General features: G+C 68.2%; 28 protein-coding genes and 1 tRNA gene. 15 read left to right on the top strand and 14 right to left on the bottom strand.

From position 1 onward, the window contains the following. Together AOQ37_RS28985 and AOQ37_RS40535 are read right to left on the bottom strand one after the other, a co-directional pair. Positions 1 to 321 (bottom strand): transposase (locus AOQ37_RS28985; protein ID WP_374701548.1); only part of this gene is annotated, 321 nt, incomplete at its 3' end. Between the two features lie 380 nt (positions 322 to 701). Next, positions 702 to 839 (bottom strand): hypothetical protein, encoded by a 138-nt coding sequence (locus AOQ37_RS40535; RefSeq protein WP_159401379.1) that lies wholly within the window; start codon positions 837 to 839, stop codon positions 702 to 704. Positions 840 to 1,476: 637 nt separating this feature from the next. Between AOQ37_RS40535 and AOQ37_RS40530 the strand changes: the two genes are divergently transcribed. Next, positions 1,477 to 2,664: a hypothetical protein gene (locus tag AOQ37_RS40530; RefSeq protein ID WP_159401378.1), complete on the top strand. Its 1,188-nt coding sequence runs from the start codon at positions 1,477 to 1,479 to the stop codon at positions 2,662 to 2,664. A 111-nt stretch (positions 2,665 to 2,775) separates the two neighbouring features. On the opposite strand, the gene AOQ37_RS40525 is transcribed toward AOQ37_RS40530, so the two are convergent. From AOQ37_RS40525 to AOQ37_RS28965, 4 genes are all read right to left on the bottom strand, one after another. After that, a complete protein-coding gene (locus AOQ37_RS40525; protein ID WP_159401377.1) occupies positions 2,776 to 3,486 on the bottom strand; it encodes a hypothetical protein in 711 nt (236 codons plus the stop codon). A 348-nt stretch (positions 3,487 to 3,834) separates the two neighbouring features. Continuing rightward, positions 3,835 to 4,227, bottom strand: a complete 393-nt coding sequence (locus AOQ37_RS28975; RefSeq protein WP_062648419.1) for a hypothetical protein — start codon at positions 4,225 to 4,227, stop codon at positions 3,835 to 3,837. Then, a complete protein-coding gene (locus AOQ37_RS28970) occupies positions 4,221 to 4,649 on the bottom strand; it encodes an ATP-binding protein (protein ID WP_062648417.1) in 429 nt (142 codons plus the stop codon). Before AOQ37_RS28970 ends, AOQ37_RS28975 begins: the two co-directional genes overlap by 7 nt. 46 nt (positions 4,650 to 4,695) lie before the next feature. Further along, positions 4,696 to 5,103: an NUDIX hydrolase gene (locus AOQ37_RS28965; RefSeq protein ID WP_062648415.1), complete on the bottom strand. Its 408-nt coding sequence runs from the start codon at positions 5,101 to 5,103 to the stop codon at positions 4,696 to 4,698. 107 nt (positions 5,104 to 5,210) lie between these two features. Between AOQ37_RS28965 and AOQ37_RS28960 the strand changes: the two genes are divergently transcribed. The 11 genes from AOQ37_RS28960 (at position 5,211) to AOQ37_RS28910 (ending at position 12,553) form a co-directional block, all read left to right on the top strand. Continuing rightward, complete coding sequence (locus AOQ37_RS28960; protein WP_062648413.1) at positions 5,211 to 5,999, top strand: GntR family transcriptional regulator; 789 nt, start codon at positions 5,211 to 5,213, stop codon at positions 5,997 to 5,999. Positions 6,000 to 6,013: 14 nt separating this feature from the next. Further along, complete coding sequence (locus AOQ37_RS28955; protein ID WP_107085325.1) at positions 6,014 to 6,295, top strand: DUF3027 domain-containing protein; 282 nt, start codon at positions 6,014 to 6,016, stop codon at positions 6,293 to 6,295. Between the two features lie 173 nt (positions 6,296 to 6,468). After that, positions 6,469 to 6,825: an SCO3933 family regulatory protein gene (locus tag AOQ37_RS28950; RefSeq protein ID WP_062648411.1), complete on the top strand. Its 357-nt coding sequence runs from the start codon at positions 6,469 to 6,471 to the stop codon at positions 6,823 to 6,825. Then, a complete protein-coding gene (locus AOQ37_RS28945; RefSeq protein ID WP_062648409.1) occupies positions 6,825 to 8,201 on the top strand; it encodes an FtsK/SpoIIIE domain-containing protein in 1,377 nt (458 codons plus the stop codon). The genes AOQ37_RS28950 and AOQ37_RS28945 overlap by 1 nt, the downstream gene beginning before the upstream one ends. Positions 8,202 to 8,282: 81 nt before the next feature. Further along, positions 8,283 to 8,909, top strand: coding sequence for a DUF2637 domain-containing protein (locus AOQ37_RS28940; RefSeq protein ID WP_062648407.1), 627 nt, complete (start codon positions 8,283 to 8,285; stop codon positions 8,907 to 8,909). Between the two features lie 10 nt (positions 8,910 to 8,919). Beyond that, entirely contained in the window at positions 8,920 to 9,111 is a 192-nt protein-coding gene (locus AOQ37_RS28935; protein WP_062648405.1) for a mobile element transfer protein, read from the top strand. Between the two features lie 16 nt (positions 9,112 to 9,127). Continuing rightward, complete coding sequence (locus tag AOQ37_RS28930) at positions 9,128 to 9,322, top strand: hypothetical protein (RefSeq protein WP_062648403.1); 195 nt, start codon at positions 9,128 to 9,130, stop codon at positions 9,320 to 9,322. Positions 9,323 to 9,346: 24 nt separating this feature from the next. Beyond that, on the top strand, positions 9,347 to 9,598 hold the full coding sequence (locus AOQ37_RS28925; protein ID WP_062648401.1) for a hypothetical protein: 252 nt from the start codon (positions 9,347 to 9,349) through the stop codon (positions 9,596 to 9,598). A gap of 159 nt (positions 9,599 to 9,757) precedes the next feature. Beyond that, positions 9,758 to 11,044 (top strand): replication initiator, encoded by a 1,287-nt coding sequence (locus AOQ37_RS28920; RefSeq protein WP_062648493.1) that lies wholly within the window; start codon positions 9,758 to 9,760, stop codon positions 11,042 to 11,044. Continuing rightward, complete coding sequence (locus AOQ37_RS28915; protein ID WP_062648399.1) at positions 11,037 to 11,273, top strand: helix-turn-helix transcriptional regulator; 237 nt, start codon at positions 11,037 to 11,039, stop codon at positions 11,271 to 11,273. The genes AOQ37_RS28920 and AOQ37_RS28915 overlap by 8 nt, the downstream gene beginning before the upstream one ends. Beyond that, positions 11,273 to 12,553 carry a tyrosine-type recombinase/integrase gene (locus tag AOQ37_RS28910; protein ID WP_062648397.1) on the top strand — a complete coding sequence of 427 codons (1,281 nt, stop codon included), beginning with the start codon at positions 11,273 to 11,275 and terminating at the stop codon, positions 12,551 to 12,553. Before AOQ37_RS28915 ends, AOQ37_RS28910 begins: the two co-directional genes overlap by 1 nt. Before the next feature lie 373 nt (positions 12,554 to 12,926). Here the strand turns inward: AOQ37_RS28910 and AOQ37_RS40520 are convergent, their stop codons facing one another. The 5 genes from AOQ37_RS40520 to AOQ37_RS28890 all read right to left on the bottom strand — a co-directional run bounded on the left by AOQ37_RS40520 (position 12,927) and on the right by AOQ37_RS28890 (position 19,665). Next, positions 12,927 to 13,103: a hypothetical protein gene (locus AOQ37_RS40520; protein ID WP_159401376.1), complete on the bottom strand. Its 177-nt coding sequence runs from the start codon at positions 13,101 to 13,103 to the stop codon at positions 12,927 to 12,929. 47 nt (positions 13,104 to 13,150) lie between these two features. Further along, positions 13,151 to 14,512: a Cys-Gln thioester bond-forming surface protein gene (locus AOQ37_RS28905; RefSeq protein WP_062648395.1), complete on the bottom strand. Its 1,362-nt coding sequence runs from the start codon at positions 14,510 to 14,512 to the stop codon at positions 13,151 to 13,153. Positions 14,513 to 14,920: 408 nt separating this feature from the next. Continuing rightward, complete coding sequence (locus AOQ37_RS28900) at positions 14,921 to 15,421, bottom strand: single-stranded DNA-binding protein (protein ID WP_062648393.1); 501 nt, start codon at positions 15,419 to 15,421, stop codon at positions 14,921 to 14,923. Between the two features lie 464 nt (positions 15,422 to 15,885). Beyond that, on the bottom strand, positions 15,886 to 18,054 hold the full coding sequence (locus AOQ37_RS28895; RefSeq protein WP_062648391.1) for a YfjP family GTPase: 2,169 nt from the start codon (positions 18,052 to 18,054) through the stop codon (positions 15,886 to 15,888). A gap of 3 nt (positions 18,055 to 18,057) precedes the next feature. Continuing rightward, the gene (locus tag AOQ37_RS28890; RefSeq protein ID WP_062648390.1) at positions 18,058 to 19,665 is read right to left on the bottom strand and encodes a dynamin family protein; all 1,608 of its coding nucleotides are present in this window, start codon (positions 19,663 to 19,665) and stop codon (positions 18,058 to 18,060) included. A 321-nt stretch (positions 19,666 to 19,986) separates the two neighbouring features. On the opposite strand from AOQ37_RS28890, the gene AOQ37_RS28885 reads away from it, so the two are divergent. Beyond that, positions 19,987 to 20,059: transfer RNA gene (locus tag AOQ37_RS28885), tRNA-Arg, on the top strand. Positions 20,060 to 20,203: 144 nt separating this feature from the next. Here AOQ37_RS28885 and AOQ37_RS28880 read toward each other — a convergent pair. The 3 genes from AOQ37_RS28880 to AOQ37_RS41495 form a co-directional block, all read right to left on the bottom strand. Then, the gene (locus AOQ37_RS28880) at positions 20,204 to 20,980 is read right to left on the bottom strand and encodes a hypothetical protein (RefSeq protein ID WP_062648389.1); all 777 of its coding nucleotides are present in this window, start codon (positions 20,978 to 20,980) and stop codon (positions 20,204 to 20,206) included. After that, the gene (locus tag AOQ37_RS28875; protein ID WP_062648491.1) at positions 20,977 to 21,252 is read right to left on the bottom strand and encodes a hypothetical protein; all 276 of its coding nucleotides are present in this window, start codon (positions 21,250 to 21,252) and stop codon (positions 20,977 to 20,979) included. Before AOQ37_RS28875 ends, AOQ37_RS28880 begins: the two co-directional genes overlap by 4 nt. A 381-nt stretch (positions 21,253 to 21,633) precedes the next feature. Beyond that, positions 21,634 to 22,158, bottom strand: coding sequence for a DUF6234 family protein (locus AOQ37_RS41495; protein ID WP_234437028.1), 525 nt, complete (start codon positions 22,156 to 22,158; stop codon positions 21,634 to 21,636). 330 nt (positions 22,159 to 22,488) lie between these two features. Here AOQ37_RS41495 and AOQ37_RS28860 point away from each other — a divergent pair, with 330 nt between their 5' ends. Both AOQ37_RS28860 and AOQ37_RS28855 read left to right on the top strand, forming a co-directional pair. After that, positions 22,489 to 23,085, top strand: a complete 597-nt coding sequence (locus tag AOQ37_RS28860; RefSeq protein ID WP_062648388.1) for an SMI1/KNR4 family protein — start codon at positions 22,489 to 22,491, stop codon at positions 23,083 to 23,085. Between the two features lie 187 nt (positions 23,086 to 23,272). After that, entirely contained in the window at positions 23,273 to 23,716 is a 444-nt protein-coding gene (locus AOQ37_RS28855; protein ID WP_062648387.1) for a hypothetical protein, read from the top strand. The last annotated feature ends 26 nt before the right edge of the window (positions 23,717 to 23,742 follow it).

Genomic DNA, 23,742 nt, shown 5'->3' with positions numbered 1-23,742 from the left:
TTTTTCTGCGCGAACGTGGGAGCCATCCACGCACGCGCGGGACCAGTCGAGCTCGCCGACTGCGTTCAGTTTCGCGAGCAGGATGCGGTGCAACTGGTCGAAGACCCCTGTCTGCTGCCAGCGATCCAGACGCCGCCAGCAGGTCTGTCCGGATCCGAACCCCAGCTCAAGGGGCAAGAGTTGCCAGGCGATGTCCTGGTGCAGGACGTACAGGATGCCCTGCAGGCACAGCCGGTCCGGCACCGGTTTCGGCCCCGGCGACCGCTCGGGCCAGGGCGGCAGCAACGGTTCGATCAGCGCCCACAAGTCGTCGTCCACGATCCACGGCCGATTCGTCACACCCACCCGAACGCTCAGATCATCACAACAGTCACGCCCGATCAGGGCACTTCAACAAGATCCTGTTACGAGCTCTAAGCGGCGTGCTGCCGGTCGTCGTGTCTGGCATCCCGCAGGCCCACCAACACGCTTTCCAACTGTGGTGGTGACCCCGGGAGCCTCGGCCGGGGTCGTTCACCTGCGTTCATGGGCGGCCGGTTATTTGAGAGGCAACCGCCTCCGGTCTTCTCCGAACGGCCGTGAACGGCGCTGAATGAGACGGAAACTGAGACGGCCACGAGGCGTTGAGCGGGCTCCGGCATCGTCCAGGCCATCGCGCGGACCTCGCCCGCCCTCAAGAGGAGGGCGGGCGGCCGCAAGGCCTAGCTGTCCTTGTCCTTCAGGATCGACTCGACCTCTTCGTTGAACCGACGCTTGATCTTCTGCTTGGCCTTCTGCGCAGCCTTAGTCGCAGCAATTCCGACCGCCATGCCAAGACCGAAGATGACTTCCAGTCCCACGCTTACCTGCCTCCTGGGGTAGTGCGTCCGCCCCGGGGTTCCGGGCCGGCTGTCCGGCCCGGGCAGGCAAGAGCCAACCCGTGCCGGCCGTCTCAGGGCCATGCACGTGCTGTCTCCTTCCAAGCTCTCTATTTCCAATGTGCTCTACGGCTAAGCAGGTCCGCCTACGGGCATACACCGTGGCGCAGAAGATCCTGCTGGCTCGGTCGAGCAGGTTGATAGTAGCACACGGTGATGGCCTGGTAGCGCACAGCTCAGGGATGGCCCAGCTCTGCCGCCCTCGACTGACAGCCAGCACTCTCGATACACCCCGTCTGAACCTCAGCCGACGACAGTGAGCCACGACGGCGGGTGCGTCGACCGATCAGGCGCGCGTATGTCTCGCTGCACCCCCACCGGCCTCAGCCACGCTGCTGGTGCCGCCGACCAGAGCAGCCGCGACTGCGGGCCCGTGAGGATGAGGCCGGAGTTCTCCGGTTGGACAGCTGCTGCCTCCGAGGGAGAGTCGAGCCGATGACCTGGGCGAACTCTCGATGGTCACGCTGGGCGGCATCCGATGTTCTCTACAACACGAACTAAAAGGTGTCATCATGCTTTGATTGAGCAGGGTATTCACTGCGGGCAATCAGGGGGGAACATGTGGAAGCTCAGCGAATCTCGTCGTCAATTCTTTGTCGATTGCGGTCGGCCTGAGGAAAATTTTTGGAAGACACTCTTCGAGCAGGCTAATCATCGAGAGCTTGTGAATGATGAGAAATATGCCGGATTTCTCGAATGGGAGCCTCAGCATTCCAATTGCCCGGAACTTGATGGCGCAACGCGAGCCCTGATTGACCTTGCCCCCGCAGAATGGAAAGCGACTATGCGCAATATCTTTGTGGCGCGCGCTTTCAAAGGAGAAGCCAATGCTGAAGCTTCCTCATTCAGGAGCGCTGGAATCATTGAGATCAACTACGGCTTCACCTTGGCAGCGATGATCTACACTACACTCTTTAGTCATTTCTACGACTCCGTCCTGACAACCGGGAAGGAGGTTAATTTCGATGACGAAGACACAGAGACGACAATGTTGATCATGGAGGAGATCGAGCGTGCCGCGTTCGAGCCTATCGATGTGACTGATCAAGCCATCCCTACATGGGCTGCCGAACGGCATGTGCGCGCCATGCATCCTCTTCAGATCGACCTACCTCCACGCAGGAAGGAGAGTGACTACTTCAACTTGGTGAATGTGGTCGAGCAATTCGTGATGGCTCACGAATTCTGTCACCACATGCTTGGACATACCGACGCCTCGTTCCGCCACTCGCCATCTGCTAAAAGAACAATCAGTGAATGGCTAAGGCGAATCGAAATAGCTGAAATGTTGGACGGCCTAAACGGTGACCAAAAGCAAGAGGTTGAGGCCGATGTTGGGGCGCTCCTCCTCCTGTCGGGGACGCTTTCAGAGAAGGCTACTCGAGTTCGCTCTTATAATGCCGTCGGCGGTTCGATGATTGCTCTGGTCGCATTGGCGCATGTGTCAGGTGGTTGGGTTTCCAGGGGTGCCAATGAAACGCATCCCGACTTCCTGACACGATATGAAATAATGTTTCGACTGGTCAAGGAGATTACAATGAGCCTGCCTGTGGGCGAGATAGGGGATCATCCCATGGGATTCATGATCCAACTCCGTGGATTCATCTCGGCCGTCCTGCAGACCTGGGCATCAAAGGCTGGCGCCGACGTAAAAATGCCAAACTTCCTGAACACTTTCTCGTGGATGATAGATCTAGAAGTTGAGTTCAGGGAAGAGCATCGAAGGCTTAGTGGCGGGACCGCATAAGCACCCTAGTCGGATTTATATTGTCCGGAGTCAATCGGCGGCCACCGATGCGCTAAGAGTAATTGTCTGGCTCTTCCGTGAGAGGGTTTCGTACTGTCGATTTTCGCGAGACTAGCGGGGCGGTGTTGAGAGCACATTCGACAACCTCTTGCGTTGAGTAGCCAAGAAGAAGGCATCGTAGGACGAAATAAAGCATTCGTGTGCCGCACCGATCTCGCGAATTGCTTGCTCAAGCCTTTCAGGTTGAGTGCGCTCCCACTCTCGTGGAACTTCGAGGCGCGTCAGTCCCTCCCCCTCGTACCACATGTGATCTGTCATCTTGTTGACCAGGTCGCGGCCGGCTCCAATGAAGCTCTGATAGGTGTCATTTAGCTCACCGTCGTCGAATCCCCTGGGCTCGCGCTCGAAGAACTCAATCATTCTTTCGAGGGCTTGGAATCCTTCCACATGGGCGCGCGTAACAAGAAAGCTTTCTCGCAGCCAAACAAGAAAGGATGCTTGAGGTGACGCGTGATCATTAATCGCTCTGAACATTTCAATGTCATGGCTGGTTGGAGAGGCGAGACGGGAAGTCAGCTCCTGCACTTCATCTTGAAGTTCGGAAATCCTCTCTCGGTGCGAAAGTGTCATATTGATCAGCGTTACGACTGCTGCGAATAGCAGCAGTCCTGCGAGTGAGACGAGAAAATATTCACGCCTTAGCCAATTGCGCGTTTCTGGCGAAATGAGAAAGAGTGCAGCCGCCGACAAGTCGGCGATTAGGCCTGCCACTAGCACCACTACGGATCCGCTGATCTTTTCGCTCGCCGAGCGTGAGGACATTGACCCCTCCCCGAAAGGAAATTCTCAGATATGTCACGCCATCATATGAGACGCGCCGAGGCGTAGGGGGCCGATACCGTAGGTCGGCGTAGCGGCTTTGGGATAGCGGTGCCGTGGCGCAATGATCATGGCTCCGCAAGCTTCCCGCGCGTCGGGGCGGTCCGTGGAGCCGATCGCTCCACCCGACGACGTAACACTTCTCCTGCATCAGGCAGCTGCATGGTGTGCGCGGCCCGGGTGCCGGCCGGGCTGGAGCGGGACGAAGGCAGGAGCGCAGGCCCGGCCGGGGGCCGGGCCGCGCGCGGGGAGCGGAGCGAGCTGCCTTGAACCAGTAGAGAAAGTTGTAACTCAGTCCGTCGTGCGGGGCCTGTGAGGCTTGAAGTCGTACGCACACGGGGGAAGTTGCCTGCTCTGACGGTGTGCCATCGGCAGGAAGAGTGCCGGTCGGACCGTCCAAGTGATGCGAGTGCTGACGTGGGTGATGGACACCGTCCAGGGCTCCCGGCGCAACAGGGCTCGTCGCGTGTCGATGCGGTCGTCGTGGAGCCGCGTCCACGCTTCTGTGGAAGCTGCCGTGTCGAGAGCCGGTGAGATGGTGCGCAGGATGGTCGCCACCCAGTTGTTCGCCTCGACCGCCGAGTAGGCGTCGAAGGATCCGAAGAGCGCCGGCGTCTGCTGCCCGCCAAGCCTTTCCGTCCAGCACTCGCACCAGAAGCCGGGGCTGGTCGTCGTCTTCAGCATGGGTGACCTCCTCGGCGTACGTCCGTGAGGAGCTCCGCGGTGACCGTGTGGCCGCCGTCGCTTTCGTGGATCACGACTCGATGGGCGATCGCACTGACCATGCCGAGGCCTCGGCCGTGTTCGGCGTCCTGGTCCTGGTGCTCGGCCTTGGGGGCCGTGCCGGTACCTCCGTTGTCTGTAACCGAGACCGCGACCACCTGCGCCGAGACGGCGACGGCCAGGTGAAAGCTGCCGGAGTCCAAACCGCTGGCCGTGTGGAGGATCGCGTTCGCGATCAGCTCGCTCACGATCAGTTCGGCGTCTTCGGCAAAAGGGGAGCCACGCAGGATGTCGCGCGTCCAGCGCCGGGCCCGGCTGACCTCTTCAGGGAAACCTGGGCAAGACAGTCCCCAGACCCGGGCAGTACTCGTATACTCGTGCATACAAGTTCCTTCATGCTGGTAGGCCGCCATGTGCAGCGGGTTCGGACTAGACGAGTTTCACGCCGTCGTGGGCGCGAATGGCCGGCGGGGATGCCGCGTCCAATGCGTCGATGACGCGGATCGCGTACGCCTCGTCGGCGAGTTCGGAGACTTCTTCACGGGTGACCCACCGCAGGGCGCGGGTCTCGTCGCCGGTCGTCGGCGTGCCGTCGGCCGCTTCGCACCGGAAGACCAGCGAGACGATCAGGCCCGTCATGTTCTTGTAGACGCCCGTGAGGGTCGCGGGAAGCGCGATCTTGACGCCGGTCTCTTCGAGGACCTCGCGCTGAAGGGCTTCGGGGATGGACTCCTCACGTTCGAGGATTCCACCCGGCGGTTCCCAGTGACCGTTGTCGCGGCGCTGGATCAGGAGGGCCCGGCCCTGGTCGTCGACGACGACCCCGGCCACGCTCACGGAGTGCGGGCGTTCTGTGCTCACGTTCCTCGGCCCTCTCGGATGGCTAGGCTCTCCACCGTAGCAACAACGCTCGCCCACTCGTCTAGATACCTAAAGGAGTACACGTGAGCCCTCTGTCTTCGGGCCTGCTCGGTGATCTCGACCCCACGAGCGATCGTGCGGTCTTTCGCCAGATCGCCGACCAACTGCGTGAGGCCATCGACCGTGGGCGATTCCGGGAAGGGGAGAAGCTCCCCTCTGAGGCCGAGCTCGTCGACCACTACGGGGTCTCCCGCATGACGGTCAGGAACTCCTTCTCCATCCTCCAGGGCGAGGGCCTGGTGCACGCCGAGCACGGCAAGGGCGTCTACGTCCGGCCGCGTCCGCCCGTTCGGCGTCTCGCCTCCGACCGGTTCGCCCGGCGGCACCGAGAGCAGGGGAAGTCCGCGTTCATCGTCGAGGCCGATGCCGTCGGCAGTCATCCCAAGGTCGACAGCCTCGAGGTCAAGGAGGAGAAAGCCAGTCAGGACATCTCCACCCGCCTCGGCTCCGTACGTCGAGTGCTCGCCCGTCGGCGCCGCTACCTCCTCGACGGGCGACCGGTCGAGTTCGCGACCTCGTACCTCCCGCTCGACATCGCCCGCGGTACGCAGATCGCCGAACCCAACCCCGGGCCCGGCGGCATCTACGCCCGTCTCGAAGAGCTGGGCCACCGCCTCGACCACTTCGAAGAGGAGATCCGCGCCCGGATGCCCTCCCCCGCTGAGGTGAAGACGCTCCACCTGGCGGCCGGCGTCCCCGTGATCCACCTGATCCGGACTGCCTTCGACACCGAGGGGCGAGCGGTCGAGGTCTGCGACACGGTCATGGCGGCGGACGCCTACGTCCTGGCGTACCAGCTCCCGGCCACGTGAGCGCGGAGCGCCCCATGCCTGGCGGAGCTTGGACGGGTAACGACCACGAGCACAACGATGCGTGTCATGAGCGCTGGTTGCAGGTGCAGAGCAGACGCACCGATCAGCCCGGCTACCGGGATGAGTGGTTTGACGAGCAGTGCGGCGGCTGCCGGTTCTGGGTCGCGCTGAGCGGCGAACTGGGGCAGGACTGGGGAGTCTGCACTGGTTCCGGCTCGACGTTCGACGGACGCGTGCGTTTCGAACATGACGGTTGCGATTCCTTCGCCCTTCGCGAGGACGGTTCGTTCGGGTGATCGCGCTGGAGGGTCGGACGGTGCGCGGAGGACGCTTCTCCGAACTCGTACACCCCAACACGCTTACTCGTATAGACGAGTGGGCGAGTTGTGTGGCAGGGTGATCGTCGCGAGCCCGAGAGATCGGGTTCACAGATCGCATCTTGTATAGACGAGTAGATAGGAACGCAACCTTGCGCACCATCCGTGTTGAGACCTCCGCCGCGACCATCCTCCTGACGGAAGCCCCTGAGCCGAAGGTCCGCGACCGTCAGACCGGCGAGATCGCCAAGGACGCCGTCAGCGGCGAGGCGCTGATGACCATCGGCGTCGTCTACATCGAGGACGGCGAGTCCTCGCTCATCAAGGTCACCGTCCCGGAAGGCGGTGTCTCCGAGGGGCTGAACCTCGGGGCTCCGGTCTCGCTGCCGGGGCTCATCGCCCGGCCGTGGGAGTCCATGTTCAACGGGCAGCAGCGGCACGGCATCGCCTACCGCGCCGCCGCCGTCACTCCGGCCGCCTTCCCGGCCTCCATGGGGGCCTCGGCCTGATGTCCGACCTGACAACGCTCCTGGAGGTGGGTGGTCCTGTCGCCGCGCTCGGTGGCGGGGCTGCCTACACCCGGGCCAACCACCCGGGTCTCTACTGGTCGGCGGTCGGCGGGCCGATATCCACCGTCCGGCTCCTCAGCTCGTACGCCTCGGTCATGGAAGCCTGCGGCCTGACCGTCGCCCCTTCCCGACTGCGGATCCTCGCCGTCAAGGCCACCACCCGCCGTGAGGTGCGGCCCGTACCGCCCCGCCGGGGCATCATCCGGCCCACGACCACCGGCTTACAGCTCCGGCTCCGCCTCGCTCCGGGGCAGGAACCCGCCGACGTCGCCGCCTCGGCCGAACGGCTGCGGCACGCCTGGGGCGTTCACGCCGTGTACGTCTCCACCGTCAAGCCCGGTGTCGTCGAACTGCGGCTCGTCGGCTTCGACGTCCTGCGCAAGGTGCAGATGCCCCGCAAGGTCGAGGGCGGCTTCCTCAAAGTGCCGGTCGCGCTGCGGGAGGACGCCATGCCCTTCGTACGCGACTACCGGGCCGTGCCGCACCAACTCACCCTCGGCGCGACACTGTCGGGCAAGTCCATGTACCTCCGGCACCTGGTCGCCGGACTCGCCCGGCAGGACGTCGCTCTGGTCGGCGTCGACTGCAAGCGCGGGGTCGAGCTCGCCCCGTTCGCCCCGCGTCTGTCGGCGCTCGCCACCGATCCGGACGAAGCCGCCGAACTGCTGCCCGTCCTGATCAAGGAAATGGAGGACCGATACGACCTGATCAAGGCCAGGCAAGGCATCGCCCCCGCTCTGCCCGACGAAGAGATCACCTCCGACATCTGGGGTCTGCCCGAGAGCGAACGGCCCGTGCCCATCGTCCTGTTCGTCGACGAGGTGGCCGAACTCTTCCTGACCGCCACCCGCAAGGACGAGGAACGGCGCGACGAGATGGTCACTCAGCTCATCCGGCTCGCCCAGCTCGGCCGAGCGGCCGGTATCTACCTGGAGGTGTGCGGGCAGCGTTTCGGCGCTGAGTTGGGCAAGGGCGCGACCATGCTCCGGGCCCAGTTGACCGGCCGCGTCTGCCACCGCGTCAATGACGAAGCCTCCGCGAAGATGGCCCACGGCGACATCGCGCCGGAAGCCGTTCTCGCCGCCTGCGCCATCGCCCCTGAGCGTCCCGGCCTCGCCGTCGCGGGCGACACCTCCGGCGGCTGGTCCCGTATCCGCACCCCGTACCTCTCCCTTGGCGACGCCGCCGACGTCTGCCGGGAGACGGCTCACCTGGTGCCCGAGCTGCCCGCGCTGAAGCCCTTCCGGCCCGACGTCCCCGTACGGCCCGTCGAGACCTCGGCCCCCGCAGTCCAGCCGCACCCCGTCACGGACTGACACCCCTCACCTCAACGGTCGGCGTGACCGCCTCGCGCCACGTCCCTACCCCTCCCATGCCTGATTCCGGAAGGAGCCACCATGCGCGCCCAACTGGCCCGCGTCGACGCGGTGCTCGTACAGGCGCTCATCGCCGCCGCGCTGTCCTTCGCCCACATTCACGACGTCGCCGTGGCGGCCGGACAGGACGGCTGGAAGGCCTGGGCCTATCCCGTCTCCGTCGACCTGCTGCTCGTCGCCGCCTGGCGTCGACTGCGCTCCGGCTCGGCCAAGGGCGCGGCCTGGTGCTGGTTCATGATCGCGCTCGCCGCATCCCTCGGCGCGAACGTCGCCACGGCCGGCCTGCTCGACCTCGGCGACGTCCCGGCCTGGCTGCGCATCCTCGTCGCGGGCTGGCCCGCCGTCGCCTTCCTCGGCGGCACGCTCCTCGCCCACTCCGCGCCCAAGTTGACCGACGACGTCGAGCTGATCGAGGACCAGGAGGACGAGCCCGAAACGGCCCCCGAGCCGCCTACCCCGGCACCACCCGCCATCGAGGCCCCGCCGGACCGCCCGGCCGTCCCGGTCCCGGCCTCCCTCATCGACCACGCCCGCAAGGTCGCCGCCGAACACCACACCCGAACCGGCACTGCCATGGACGTCACCACCCTGCGCGCCCGCCTCGGCGTCCCGGCGCCCATGGCCGAAGCCATCGCCGCACACCTCTGAGGGAGCTCTGATGACCGCCAACCGCCGCTTCCGCAACGTCACCCGCATCGGCCACGTGCAGGTCGGCACCGCCTACGACCACCGCGGCCGCGAGAAGCACACCGCCGCCTGCACCGCCCCGCGCTGCAACTTCTCCGCCGACTACGACAGCCGCGCCGCCGCCGAGCTGGCCGCCCGCACCCACCGCTGCCCCGTCCGCTGAAAGGACCCCGTACCCCGTGACCGTCAGCCTTCCGCTCGTCGTCGTCCTCGGCTTCTTCGCCTGGTCGGCCGTCAAGTACCTCGGCGTCCGCATCTGGATCGTCGTCCTGATCACCCTCTTCGGCTTCTGGCTCTCGCGCACCTTCCTCGCCCCCGCCATCGAGTCCGGCACGCGCTCCGGCGTGACCGTCATAAACGGCCAACACATCTAGACGAGTAGACAGGAGATCGCAGCCGTGTTCCTGCCCAAGTACCCGGACAACCCCACCCCGCCGTCCGCACACCCCCACGCCCCGGCCGACCCGGCCCCCGCCCCGGTCCGGCGCTCGCTCCCGTCGGTCTCCATCGATCAGAAGTCCGTCGCGGCCGTCCTCGTCGGCGGGGTCGTCCTCACCGCGCTCTTGGCCGCCGTCGCCGTCACGGCCATCTCGGTCGCCGTCGCCGCCGTGGTCCTGCGCTCCCTGCTCCGCGACCACCACCGCCGCTGACCTGCGGCCAGACCTCCGGGGCGGCGTGACACAGCCACGTACCCGCCGCCCCGGCGGCCCACCCCTCCCGAAGTGCCCGTCAGAAGGAGAACTGTCATCTTCGCCCGCGCCACCCCGCCCCCTCTCCCGGAACTCAGCAACCTCGCCGCAGGCGGCACCCTGCCCGGTATCCTCCGCCAGCTCTCCGGCCTCGGCGGCTGCACCCACCCGATCCGCCTCGACGGCCACCGCACCGAATACGACGTCGACACCGCCACCGGTGAAATCGGCCGCGTCCTCCACCACCTCGACTCGGGCGACCTCCCGGCCGGCGCACTCCTCGTCCGCTGCAACAACCGCCGCACGACCCGCTGCCCGGCCTGCTCCGAGGTCTACCGGCGCGACACCTTCCAACTGATTACCGCCGGACTGCGCGGCGGCAAGGGCACCCCGGAACACGTCGCCACCCATCCCCGCGTCTTCGCCACCTTCACCGCCCCCGGCTTCGGCCCGGTCCACAACCGCCGCACCGACGGACGCCCCTGCCGCTGCGGCACCCACCACGACCAGGAGGACGAAGCGCTCGGCACCCCGCTCAAGCCTGACACCTACGACTACGAGGCCGCCGTCCTTTGGAACGCCCACGCCGGGCCCCTTTGGCGACGCTTCTCGATCTACCTGCGCCGAGAGGTCGCCAAGCGTGCGGGCCTGTCACAGCGGGAGCTCCGCGACTACGCCCGCGTGTCCTTCGCCAAGGTCGCCGAATACCAGAAGCGCGGTGCGGTCCACTTTCACGCCGTCATCCGCATCGACGGCCCGACCGGCGGGGACACCCCGCCCCCGGCCTGGGCAACCGCCCAGCTGCTGACAGATGCCATCGGGGCTGCCGCGTCCAAGGTCCGTGTCGACGGCCCAACCATCGACGGCCGCGCCCACGAGTTCGTCTTCGGCCGCCAACTCGACGTCCGCACGATCCGATCCGCCGACTTCAACGACGGCCAGGAGCTCACCGAACGCGCCGTCGCCGCCTACATCGCCAAGTACGCCACCAAGGGCGCAGAGACCGCCACAGGGGCTCTCGACCGGCCGCTGAAGTTCGTCGCCGAACTCGCCCAGCTCGACATCAGCGAGCACGCCCGCCGCCTGATCCGCACCGCCTGGGCCCTCGGCGCACGCAAGGACTTGGAAGACCTCCGCCTGCGCGCCTGGGCCCACATGCTCGGCTTCCGCGGTCACTTCTCCACCAAGTCCCGCCGCTACTCCACCACCCTCGGCGCGCTCCGCGACGCCCGCGCCGAATGGCGGCGAGCCCAAGTCGCAGCCAACGCCCCCGACACCGGAACCGAGACGACGTACGTCCTCGCCCACTGGGTCTTCGCCGGAACCGGCCTCTCCGACGCCGAAGCCTGGCTCGCCGCGTCCCTCGAACCCGCCCCCGGAACGGAAGGAGAACCCACCCGTGGGTAACCGACGCCGCGCCCTGGCCAACGTGGCCACCGATCCGCGCCTCTTGCCTGAGCGCTACCTGACGCCCGAAGACCTCGTGGAGATGTTCGAGCTGCCCAGCGTCGAGACGGTCTACCAGTGGCGTCGCAAGCGCACTGGTCCCCGCGGCTTCCGTGTCGGCCGGCATTTGCGCTTCGACCCGAACGACGTACGAGCCTGGGTCGATACCCAGCTTGGGGAGGCCGCCTGATGGCCGGGCACGTTCAGGATCGTTGGTTCCGGACGGAAGTCGGCCCGGACGGCAAGCCGCACAGAGTCAAGACCGACCGCCATGGTCTCGGCATGCGCTACCGGGCTCGGTACGTCGCCCCGGACGGCACCGAGAAGTCAAAGAGCTTCCCGGACAAGCAGAAGCGATTGGCCGATGCCTGGCTGACCCACACCGAGGCCGACATGGCACGCGGTCAGTACATCGACCCGCAGGCAGCCCGTGTCACCTTCCGCGAGTACGCCGAACGCTGGCTGGCCGCGCTCACGACCGACCTCACGAGTCGTGCCGCCATGGAAGGCCGGTTGCGCCTCCACGCCCTCCCGTACCTTGGCGCACGCCCCGTCGGGTCGTTCCAACCCGAGCACATCCGCGACTGGAACCGTCAGCTCGAAGACGCCGTTGCATCGGCCCGCTACCGGCGTCTCATCTTCGACGCGGTCTCGTCGGTCCTCAACGCGGCCGTAGATGACCGCCTGCTGGCCTCGAACCCCTGCCGAGCCCGATCGGTCAAGGCACCACGCCCTGCGGCGTCACGCGTGCATCCTTGGTCCGCAGAGCAGGTCTTCGGTGTACGGGCCGGACTGCCCGACCGGTACCGGGCCATGGTCGACCTGGGCGCTGGGTGCGGCTTACGACAGGGCGAGATCTTCGGCTTGGCCGTCGACAACGTCGGGGATCTCGGCTGGGTGTATGTCCGCCAACAGGTGAAGAAGGTGCGCGGCACCCTCGTCTTCGCGCCGCCCAAACGCGGCAAGCTCCGGGACGTGCCCCTCGACCCCGAGGTGTCGACCGCACTGCACAACCACATGGAGCGCTTCCCGCCCGTCGAGGTGACCTTGCCCTGGCTGACCCCGACCGGGCCGAAGGTGACGCATCGCCTCGTCTTCACGAGCAGCATAAGCGCTGCCATTTGGAGCCAAGGGTTCAACGACAAATCGTGGAAGCCAGCTCTGGCTTCCGCCGGCATCATCGCCACTCCGAAGAAGGGGCAGCGATACGCGGCGGCCCGCGAACACGGCATGCACGCCCTGCGTCATTTCTACGCCTCGGTGCTCCTGGATGCCGGGGAGAACATCAAGGCCTTGAGCCTCTACCTCGGCCACAGCGACCCTGGGTTCACGCTCCGCGTGTACACGCACCTCATGCCGTCCAGCGAGACCCGGACTCGGAAGGCCATCTCAGCGATGTACCGGGCCGCCGGACACGCTCACGACGGACCAGAAACGCATCACGGCCCAGAGACGGCCCAAGCCGCCTGACACGGCCCCTCATCGGCGGGAAACTCGCTGGTGAGGGGCCTTTTTCATGCCCTCACATGGCAAGTAACACCCCATCTTGCCTGAGGTCCAGCCCTGGGTGTTAACCCATTCGGCCGGGCGGCTGTGAGCTGGGGTTTCCTCACGGACGACCGTCGCCGACCCGTCACTTTCGGTCACTGACGACAACGTCGGAGAACACCGGGTGGGCCCGGGACACCGGGGGGAGCTGGGGACACCGGGGGGAGCTGGGGACACCGGGGACACCGGGGGGAACCGGGGACACCGGGGGGAGCGGGCCCGGCCCCAGCCGACCGGCCCGGTCCAGGAATGCCCCTCGGGACGCCCCTCAGGACGCGCCTCCCCACCGTTCCCTTCACGGGTTACCGTGCGCCGGTGACACGCCCAGCGGAGCGACGCGTTCCGGTTCGTCGCACGTGTGCGAGGTCGGACGGGGTATCGCCGTCCAGTCCACCGCGTCGATGGCGCGGAGGACGTCGACGGCGCCGGCGGCGTCGGGGCAGTCGCTGGCGACACCGGGATCGAGGGGCACCTCGGCGTCGTGTCCTCGGTGCCCCTGGCCGCGCTCGCCGGTCCCGGTCAGTGGCGGGGCTCGTTCTCCTTGCGGCCCACGAGCACGAGGGCCGCTCCGCCGATGACCACCAGGCCGATGGCGGTGCCCGCGATCAGAGGGGTTGCGCTGGTGCCGCCCGTCGCGGCGAGATTGGTGTCGTCGGTGGTGGAGGTGCCGCCGACGGTGGCCGGGCTCGGTTCGCTGAGGGTCTGGGTGGTCAGGCCGGCGATTTCGTCGGCCTGGGTCTCACAGTCCAGGACGCCGGTGAAGCGGCTCTCCACGCCTTGCGGACCGTTGATCGTGAAGGCGTAGGCCTGGTCCTCCTGGAGCGGGATCGTCACCGTCCGGGACGCGCCTGCCGGGATGGTGTACTCGGTCCCCATCAGCTCGAAGGTGAAGACCTGGTCGCCCTGGTTGACGGCCGTGATGTCCACCCCGGTCTTCGCGCAGTTCTTCGCCGCGGACAGTGCCGGTATGGCGCCCTGCCCCGCCCAGGTCGCGCTCGCCGTCGCCGCCACCGTCGACTCGCTGGAGCCCGCCAGGATCTGGGTCTGGCTGCGGCTCTCGGAGGTGAAGGCGCGGCCGACGGGGACGGTGGTCGAGGCCTGCACGGTCAGTTCGGCGGAGCCGTCGGCCGAGTCGGCGGGCACGTCGAAGAACAACTGGCTGCCGTCCGTCACGGACGTGACCACCTTGCCGTCCTTGCCGACGATCCGTACGCCGCTGGTGGCGGCGTCCAACGGCGGCGTCACCGTCGCACCGCCGGCGTTGGTGTGCACGGTCACCGGGCCGAGGAGTTCCCCGGGGTGACCGGAGACGGCGGGGGCTTCGAGGGTGAGCGACGCCTCGGGCTCCGCGACGGTGCGGGCGGCCTTCTGGAGGTAGTCCGCGAGCCGCTCGGCCTGGGGGTCGACGGCGTCGACGGCCGCGCCGTCCGAGTAGCGCCAGATCGCGACCTGGGTACCGGTGGCCGCGTCCTGCTCGGTGAGACCGCCGTCGATGCCGGCCTTGTCCGCGAGCGAGGCCAGGTCGTTCACCTGGGGGTAGGAGTGCTGAAGGATCCAACGGATGCGGCCAGCGTCCTTGTTGGCGGCCAGCGAGGTGCCGCTCCAGGGGGTCTCCTGGTACTTGGCGTCCTTCTGCGTGGGGTTGTAGAGGTCGACGCAGTAGGTCTGCAAGGTGCCGCCGCCCTCGACGGACATCTCGAACAGTCCGGCCGAGACCTCCTGGTCGCCGTCCTCGGCGTGGATCACCGCGGCGCCGTAGGTCTTGAGGCCGCCTATCGTCGCGGTGGCACCGCCCTGACTCTGCGTCACCTCGGCGGCTGAGGCCGTGCCCGCGCCGGTGATCACACCGACGGCGACGAGGCCGGACACCATCGCCGCCATGGCGAGGCGAACCGCCCCTCGCCCGCGCGCCGACGGCGCCGAGAACGAACAAATCACGCAATTCCCCTTCGAGCAGGACCCGTTGACGTGGGGGGTGGGGTCCCACCAGCAGAATCAGAAGCCCCGTGAGCCACGTCCGGCATCCTAGAGACGTCGCGCACCACGCTTACCGGTCATCTCGTCGGATCGCCGATCCGACTCGGAATCGTTATCCCCAAGATCGTCCCGAGGTCCGGCCTGTCGACAAATGCACTCGGCTGCCCACAGTGCGGGCACGGGCAGGCCACAGTTCGGTCGGCCTCGGCGCGGCACGGGCACTGACACTCCGTCACCGCTCGGTCGCAAGACAGCGCGCCCCGCAAGCCGGGCCGCCCGCGCCGCACCACACCGCCCGTCCCGCCGCTCGGCTCACGTCACCGCGGCCGCCACCGCCACCGGTTCGCGATGCCGGCCCTGCGGGGCATCGGGCTCCGGCTCGGCGGCGTCCGCGACCGGTGTCTCCCAGTCGGGCTCGGGCCGCGCCGGGGAGCCGACGGCCATGGGCTCGGGTCGGCCCGACCGCCGGAAGGCGGAGGTGCCCCGCGAGATGTCATGGCCGATCGCCACGGCGTCGATGTCCGCCGAGGTCCGGTTCTGCTGTCCCTCGCGCGACTCCGTGCGCACCTTGAGCCTGCCCTGGACCATCACCGGGTCACCGACGTTCAGCGAGGCCGACGCGTTGACGGCCAGTTGCCGGTTGGCCCACACCGTGAAGAAGTTGGTGTGTCCGTCCGTCCAGGTGCCCTTCTCGCGGTCCCAGTAGCGCGAGGTGACCGCCAGCCGGAACCTCACCGACGCGCCCGCCGCCAGGTCCCGGTAGACCGGCTGTGTGGCCACGTTGCCGACCGCGCAGACCATCGTCTCGTTCATCGCGAACCCCTCCTCGCCGGACGGTCGCCCCGCCCGGATACACGTACGGGCCCGTCCCGCACGGCTGCGTCCGGCGTGACGGCCGCGGTCTCCCACCGCCTGCCGTCACCGCCCTCACGGCGACCGCGTCCGTCGCGATCACCGCGAAGCCAGACTGCCTCCGTCGGGCCGGGCCCGCCGCGCACTGTGGATCACCCACCGCCTGTGGAAAACTCCACCACCCGGACGAGTGATCCACTCCTCGCTCCCTGCCGATCACCCCACGTGGAGCACCCCATGTGGAGCACCCGAGGTGGATCACCCCACGTGGATCACTTCGCGGTCGCCCTGCCCCGCCCGGCGCGTCCCGCCCCTCGCGTCGCGCCCGTCGCGAAGCTCCCGTCGCAGGTCACCCACGGCACCTCACCAGGTCCCTAGGCCACCGGGCCACCGCGCCACCGGATCACCAGGCCACCGACGGCACCTCACCGTGCGGCCGCCCCCACCCCCGTGACGCGCCCGTACTGCTCCCGGACCTCGCGGTACCGCAGGAGCTCCGCGGCGACGGGATCCAGTACACGGGCCCGGCCGCACCCGGCCGCCGCCTCCCGCAACCGGCGCTCCGCGTCCTGCCCGTACCGCCGGGCCGGTCCCCGGGCCGCCAGCCGACAGCTCCACTCGACGAGCGGACCGCCGATGATGCCCGTCACCATCAGCAGCACCGGAACCCCGAGGTTCGGCGCCATCACCCCGACGATCTGCCCGAGCAACCACAGCCCGCCGACCACCTGGAGCAGGGTCATGCACGCCTGTGCCAGCACGGCCACCGGCCACCAGCCCGGACGCGGTGGCCGCCCCGGCGGCAGCCCGGCCCGCGCCGCCAACTGGTCCAGCGCCTCGGGCAGCCCCTGGGCACCTCGTACGGCCGCCTCCCGCACCGCCTGCGCCCACGGCGTCGGCAGCCCCGCCGACGCCCGCTCGGACACCGTGCGCACGGCCTGCTCGACACGTTGCCGTGCGGTGGCCTCGTCGTCGGCCTGGGCGCGGACCGGCAACCGTCCGGTGGGAGGGTCGCGGCGGTCCTGTTGCCACCGCCACAGCCGCAGCCACGGCGTCCCGCACGCCCGGTTCGCGTTGCGCAGCCAGGCACGTTCGGCGGCCTCGCCCGCGGCGGTGGCGCCCACGGCGTCCGCGAGGCGGTCCGCGAACTCGTCCCGCGCCTCCTCGCTCAGCCCGGAGCGCCGCCCGGTGGCGTAGACGGGCCGCAGCCGCCACGCGGCGGCGTCCACATCGGCGGCGATCCGGCGGGCCGCGGCGCCGCGCTCCGTGACGAACTGGCCGAGTACCTCGCGCAGTTCCCCGATGCCGTCGCCGGTGAGCGCGGACAGGGCGAGCACGGTCGCGCCCGGTTCGCCGTACTCGCCGAGAGCGACGCCGTCCTCGTCGAGCAGGCGTCGAAGGTCGTCCAGGACCAGCTCGGCGGCCTCGCCGGGCAGCCGGTCGACCTGGTTGAGGACGACGAACATGACCTCCGCGTGGCCCGCCATGGGCCGCAGATAGCGCTCGTGGAGGACGGCGTCGGCGTACTTCTCGGGGTCGACGACCCAGATGACGGCGTCGACGAGCGCCAGGACGCGGTCGACCTGCTCGCGGTGCTGCACGGCCGCCGAGTCGTGGTCGGGCAGGTCGATCAGGACGAGCCCGCGCAACTGCGCCTCCGCGTCCTGACTCTGCACCGGCCTCCTGCGCAGCCGGCCCGGGATGCCCAGCCGGTCGATGAGGGTCGAGGCACCGTCGCTCCAACTGCACGCGATGGGTGCGGAGGTGGTCGGACGGCGCACGCCCGTCTCCGAGATGTTCACTCCGGCGAGGGCGTTGAACAGCTGCGACTTGCCGCTCCCGGTGGCGCCCGCGAGGGCGACGACGGTGTGCTGACCGGAGAGCCGACGCCGGGCCGCCGCCTCGTCGAGCACCCGCCCGGCCTCGGCGAGCGTCCGGCTGTCGAGCCGGGTGCGGGAGAGTCCCACGAGTTCCCGCAGCGCGTCGAGCCGGGACCGCAGGGGCCCGTCGTACGTGAGCGGGGTCGAGGGCAGGGCGTTCCCGCCGCCTCCGCCGACGCGGGTCTCCATGGCGGCGGCCTGCTCGGCGGCGGCCGCCTCGCTCACGCGGCGGGCGATGAGCCCGTCGTCCCAGGCCCCACCGGGGTCCCCACCCGGATCCGAGCCGCCCGCGCCCGGTGCGGTACCGCCGGACGCCGTACCGCCGGCTTCCGTACCGGCTCCCGCACCCGCACCCGCACCCGGATTCGAGCGGGGTTCGCTGCACGAGGCCTTCGCGGGATCCTCCACCGTGCCGCGGCCCTCCGCGTCCACACGGCCCTGCGGCTGTGCCTGTGCCTGTCCCTGCGCCTGCTCCCCGACCGGCGGGTTCTCCCCAGCCCCCGGACTGTCCCTGCTGTCCCTCGTGTCCCTGCCGTCCCTGCCGTCCCTGCCGTCCCTGCTGTTCTTCCGGTCGGTATCCGTCTGATCGTTCCTGGTCTGACCGTGGTCCGTCTGCTCGTGATCCGTCTGCTCGTGGTCCGTCTGTTCGTGATCGGTCCGGTCGTTGTCGGTCTGGTCGTTGTCCGTGTGGTCCTGGTCAGTGACGGCGGTCACCGGTCACCTCTCCTTCTGAAGTACGGACAGCGCGGCGATGAGTTCGGCCTGGGGTTCGGCGTGGACTTCGAGTCCGTCGAGGGGCGCGAGGCGCCGCTCACGTTCGGTGTGCAGCACGCGGTCGAGGTGTTCGGTGAGCAGCCGTCCTGCGCGGTCGCGCAGTCTGAGGGCCCCGTGCGCGCCGATCCGCTCGGCGAGCCCCTCGCCGGCCGAACGCGCCCTGCGGCCGCCCAGCAGGGCGGTGGCGACGAGGGCGGCGACCGACTCGGGATCGGGCGCGGCACCGCGTTCGAGGCCGCGCACCTCGTCCTCGGCGTACTCCTCCAGCTCGCGCCGCCACCGTCGTACGGCGAGGCCGATCCGGTGCTCGGTGCTCTCCGGTGAGGCCTCCCGGTCCGTCAGCTCCGGCGCTTCCGAGGCCGGTTCGCGTCGCCAGGCGTCGTCGACGCGCTCGTCGGCCGCGGTGACGGCGCAGAGCAGGAGTGCCGCGAGGCTCTCCACCAGGGCGTCGAGGAGTTCAGCGGCGGTGCAGTCCAGCGGGAAGGCCCGCCAGCGTTTGAGCGCGTCACCGGCGAGCACGGCGCCGCTCTGGAGACGGCCCCGCACGCGCGTGTACTCGGCGTCGTACGCGGTGTCGACGGCCGAGGTGAGGCGCAGCGCGGCGGCGTACTGGGAGGCGGCGGCGCCCGCCAGTTCGGGCATCCGGGCCTTGAGGGAGTCGAGGACGCCCTGGGCCGTGCGGGCCAACGCGTAGTGGCGGGAGCCGGGGTCCTGGACGTGATGGACGAGCCAGTTGCGCAGCGGCGCCACGGCGGTTGCCGGAAGGAGCCCGCCGCCCCAGGCGGACTCGGGCAGTTCCGGCACCGTGAAGCGCGGTACGTGGCCCAGCCCGGCCTTGGTGAGCAGCGCGCCGTACTGCCGGGACACCTCGGAGACGACCTGGTGGGGTACGCGGTCCAGGACCGTCACGAGCGTGACGTCGTACTCCTTGGCGGTGCGGAGCAGGTGCCAGGGCACGGCGTCGGCGTAGCGGGCGGCGGTCGTGACCATCACCCAGATGTCGGCGGCGCAGATCAGTTCGGCGGCCAGCACGCGGTTGTCGGCGACGAGCGAGTCGATGTCGGGCGCGTCCAGGAGGGCGAGGCCCGGCGGGAGGGTGTCGGCGGTCTCGATCCGCAGTTCGTGTCTGCCGTCCTCGCCGGGCAGCAACAGGTCGTCCGCGGACTCCTGATGGGGTGCCCACACGCGCGTGAGCCGCGGCAGCACCCGCATGCCGCTGAACCAGTGATGGTCCTCCGGATGGCATACGAGCACCGGCGTCCGTGTCGTCGGCCGCAACACGCCCGCCTCGCTGACACGCTGACCCACCAGGGAGTTGACGAGGGTCGACTTGCCGGCGCCGGTGGAGCCGCCCACGACGACCAGCATCGGCGCGTCGGGCTGCCTGAGCCGGGGCACCAGATAGTCGTCGAGCTGGGCGAGCAGTTCGTCGCGGTTGGCACGCGCGCGTGGAGCCCCCGCCAGGGGAAGCGGGAAGCGAGCGGCGGCGACACGGTCGCGCAGGGCGGAGAGTGCGTCGAGCAGCTGAGGCCGTACGTCCAAGGTCACCACATGCGAAGAATGCCCAATTTTAGGGGATTTATGAAGCATATAGGCATGTCTGCGCGCCGATAGGACACAAGGGACGGAAGGTACGACTGGGACAGAGGCACAGCGCAGGCATAACGAGTGCACAACACCCGTGGCACCGGACGCGAAAAGCGATGCACGATTCGCACCTGCCTGCGATTATCAGGACCGCTTCACTGAACCTCCACATTGAGCCACGGAGGCGAAGCAACCGGGACAAGGAACCGGGAGCCCTATCCTTGTCCCCGGCAACGTCACGGATCAGCCCACACCCGGGCAGCACGTACGAGGCCACCACACCCGGCCCCCGTAGCTCAGTGGATAGAGCAGGCGCCTTCTAAGCGCTTGGCCGCAGGTTCGAGTCCTGCCGGGGGCGCCCACACCCTCTCCCTGCGGAAACACGTGAGGGGTTCATTGGTGTCCGGATGCACATCGCTGTGAGACCAAGCGCCTTTTCTGTCCACGATCGTGGACACATACCCTGACATCGGGGTCGCAGTTCGCGCCGACGGATGCCCGGCTACCGCTCCTCGTCCAGTACCTGGGCAGCCGCGCATGGGTCCATGAGGTTGGACCACGCCTGTTCGGCCGGGAGCAGGTCCCGCTCCGGCAGGGCGTACTCCGGATACCAGCCCTCAGCCTCGCAGCCAGGGACGTTGCGCAGGATCAGCACAGTCAGGTTCGGCGGTACGGAGCCGGTGATCCGGACGGCGAGGTAGGTCTCGTGGCCGTCGTCCGCACGCACCTGGAGGCCAAGGGTGAAGGTGTCGAACTCGCGTGTGTGCTCACGGCCGTCGCGCAGCGTGGCGTGCGCCAGGTCCAGCAGAGTCGCCCGCAGACGGCGCACGAAGCGGACACCGGCCTCGGCGCGGTACCGGACATGGTCCTCGCGTGCGGGCAGGAGGTGAGCGGTGTGTGTCGCGGTCTTCAGCCCGTCGGAATGTTCCGCGTTGTAGCGAGCCCGGACGGCGCGGCCGTCGGCCTCCAGGGCTGCATAGAAGTCATCGCCCGAGCCGTCCTCGCGCCGACCCGCCGCGACCAGCCACGGCAGATCGGCGTCCAGCCATACCGCGCCGCGCCATCGCTGCACCTTGACCTTGAACAGCACCTGATCGTCCACGGACCGGATGCGTTCGTGCTTGCCGTCCTCGTCCGCGAACTGCTCGGACGCCTTGGCCAGCACCGGGTGGTCGATCTCGTCCAGCGGCACCGTGACCGGCGGCACCGCGAGGCATAAATCCTCGCGTAAGCAGCGCAGCGTCGGGCGGGCCGGGCGCAGCGAGCCAGGTCCGCTCATTCTTCGATTCCCCCGACCGCGTCGATCTCCTCCGCGGTCAGCCCGGTCAGCAGCATTACATCCGATTTCAGCGAGCCATCCAGCACACTGAGCGCCTCCACCATGCCGGACCGCAGATCCTCACGGCGCTGCTCCAGATACACCCGGACCGCCTCGGCCACCAGGTCCTTCTTCGTCAGCCCCAGGAAATGAGCGCCCTGGCTGATCAATTTGTCCGTCGCCGGGTCCACCTTCAGCGGGGACTGGCGTACCGACTTCGCCGCCGTCGTCATCGTCAACACCTCCGATGTCATAGTACCCAAATACCTCAAGGTGTAGTTGTTCCGGCGTCAGCGCTGTCGAACGCCCTGGCTCCGGCCGACGGCACGCGCCTTCGCTGCCCGAGACGACCACCGAGCAGGCATCCCGGAATCGACAGCAAGCGCTTTGACGATCTTCGTTCGTGGGCGACCTGCGAACAGGCAGGTGAGCACATCGCTGAGACCCGCGCACCTTCTAAGCGCTTGGCCGCAGGTTCGAGTCCTGCCGGGGGCGCAAGTCTCCGCCCTCCCATCGGGAGGGCATTTTTGCTGTTCAGAGCACGTTTCATGCAACACGACGAAGCCCCGGCACTCCCCCGACGATCAGGGGGAAGTGCCGGGGTCGTCCGGCTGTCACCGGGTTTTCGCGGGTGGCCGCGTCGCATACGTGTCGAAACTTCCGGCGAGAAGCCTCAGCCCGCGTCGACCGGCTTCAGGTGGATCCCCCGCGGCCTCCAGGCGCCGTTTCAGGTCAGGCAGCCGCCCTTCGACGCACCGCGCATAAGTGGCCGGCAGCACAGGCACGCCGCTGCACCCGGCCCATTCGGCCACCTGGGCGGGTGGGATCCCGTGGTTGAGCCACTCGCGCTGAGGCGGCCTGGCGGACTCGCGCTGTCCGCGGGCGGCGAGGCAGGCGAGCAGCCCCGCTCCGACGCCCAGGACAACCATTTGCACAACGCTTGGTATTCGCCATCCCAGGACGAAAAGACCACCGCCTGTGGCGACTGCCCCGCCGACGAGGAGCCACATTCCACGCAACGCCTCCCTGGGCGCATCGGGTGGATCGGCGCTGTCATAGGCGTCGGCCCAGCCCGTCATCCCGTAGCGGAGGAGCACCAGATAGGCGACGGCCATCAGGTCGATGACGAGAAGCGCCACACTGACGCCAACCTGCTCGCCGGTCGACGACCCCCGGGCCTCACACCGACCACCATTCCGTTTGCTGGGGACATCCCGTCCATCGCATGCCGCCCAGCATGCTGACGCGGCAGGCACTGCACATGAGCACCGCTACTCAGATGCGCCGCCCATCGGAACCGTCCGGTGATCGGCCAACCGTGCCCCAGCCGTGCCCGATCGGGCGGGAACAACGGGGAGCCCCGGGCGGTCACGGGGGCGGGCATGAAGACCCTGCCGGCCATGGCGTGGCGGGCGGACGGCAGAATCACGGCGGCGCAGATCACCGCTGACCGGTAATTGGAGCAGTGCATGTCCTCGTCGGACGAGTTGCGGGCCCTCCTGGGGGCTCCCGCCGACCGCCGGTCGAACCCAGCCGACTGGGACGAAGTCGAGCGGCACATCGGCTCCGCGCTGCCCAGCGACTTCAAGGAGTTCCTGGACGCCTACGGGAGCGGGGTCATCTCCGGCGAGCTCGTCGTGTTCCACCCCGCCGGATCGAGCCCGCTCCTGACGCGCATGCGCGAGACGCACCGGAGCTTCACCGAAAGCCGGGAGGCGGCCCTGAGCCGCGGCGACTCCGAGCACCTTCCGTACCCCTTTCACCCGGCACCCGGTGGGCTGATCTCGTGGGGATACGACCACAGCGGCGACGAGCACTTCTTCCTGCCCTGCGAGCCGGACCCGGACCGGTGGAAGATCGTCACGATGGTCCACGAAGAGGGCTGCGTGACCTTCGACGGCACGTTCTCAGGCTTTGCCCTCACGTTCGTACGGCAACTGCTCGACGTGGACCGCTACCACGGCATCGAACCGGAAGCCCTCGAGTTCCTGGAACCGGAGGATCTGGAGGAACTGGTCGCCAACGGTGAGATCGGCCCCGTACAGCCGAGCTTCGAACCGTTCTGATGTGAGACTGCCAGGGCCCCCGGCCACCGTCGGTCGGCCAAGGCCATCGACCCGTCGTGATCGACCTGATACGGATGCGCACCCACCTCAGACCTGCGCGCGACCGTGCCGCGGAACCCACGCAACAATTCCAGAAGAACTGATCGTCGGAGTCGGAGCGGTCGGCGGTGAACCATAGCCTCACGCCATGAGTGACGCGGTCGAGGCAGAGGATGCCTTCAAGAACCGCTGCCTGAGAGCAGCCCGCATGCTTTCCCCGTGCGTGAGTTACTTCGTCGAACGGGTCTCCTTCGAGGCGACGGACGGCGGCGATTACGTGGACGTCTTCCTGAGGGAGGGCCCGCACAAGCCAGACGTCGTGATCTCGCTTGCCTGTCTGCACCACGTCGGGACAGGAGATGCGATCGCGGTCCAGGACTCCTTCATCGACGAGATCTTGGTGGAACACCTCCCGCGGCTGCCCCATCCATGGCCTGACGACGCCACCGGTCTCATCGACCGCTCCTCAGATCTCCCCGAGTTGGTGCGGCTCCGGATCGCAGGACCTTCGCAGGTCGACGTCGTCGCATCCTGCCTCACCGTCTACACCGCTGTGAGCGACGACGAAGCGGGCTTGCCGCTGCATGGATGAGCAACGCCCGGACGGCCGCTGAGGCG

Source organism: Streptomyces maremycinicus, from assembly GCF_001184025.1.
In the GTDB taxonomy this organism is placed as follows: domain Bacteria; phylum Actinomycetota; class Actinomycetes; order Streptomycetales; family Streptomycetaceae; genus Streptomyces; species Streptomyces maremycinicus.
This window is presented reverse-complemented; position numbering and strand designations above follow the sequence as displayed.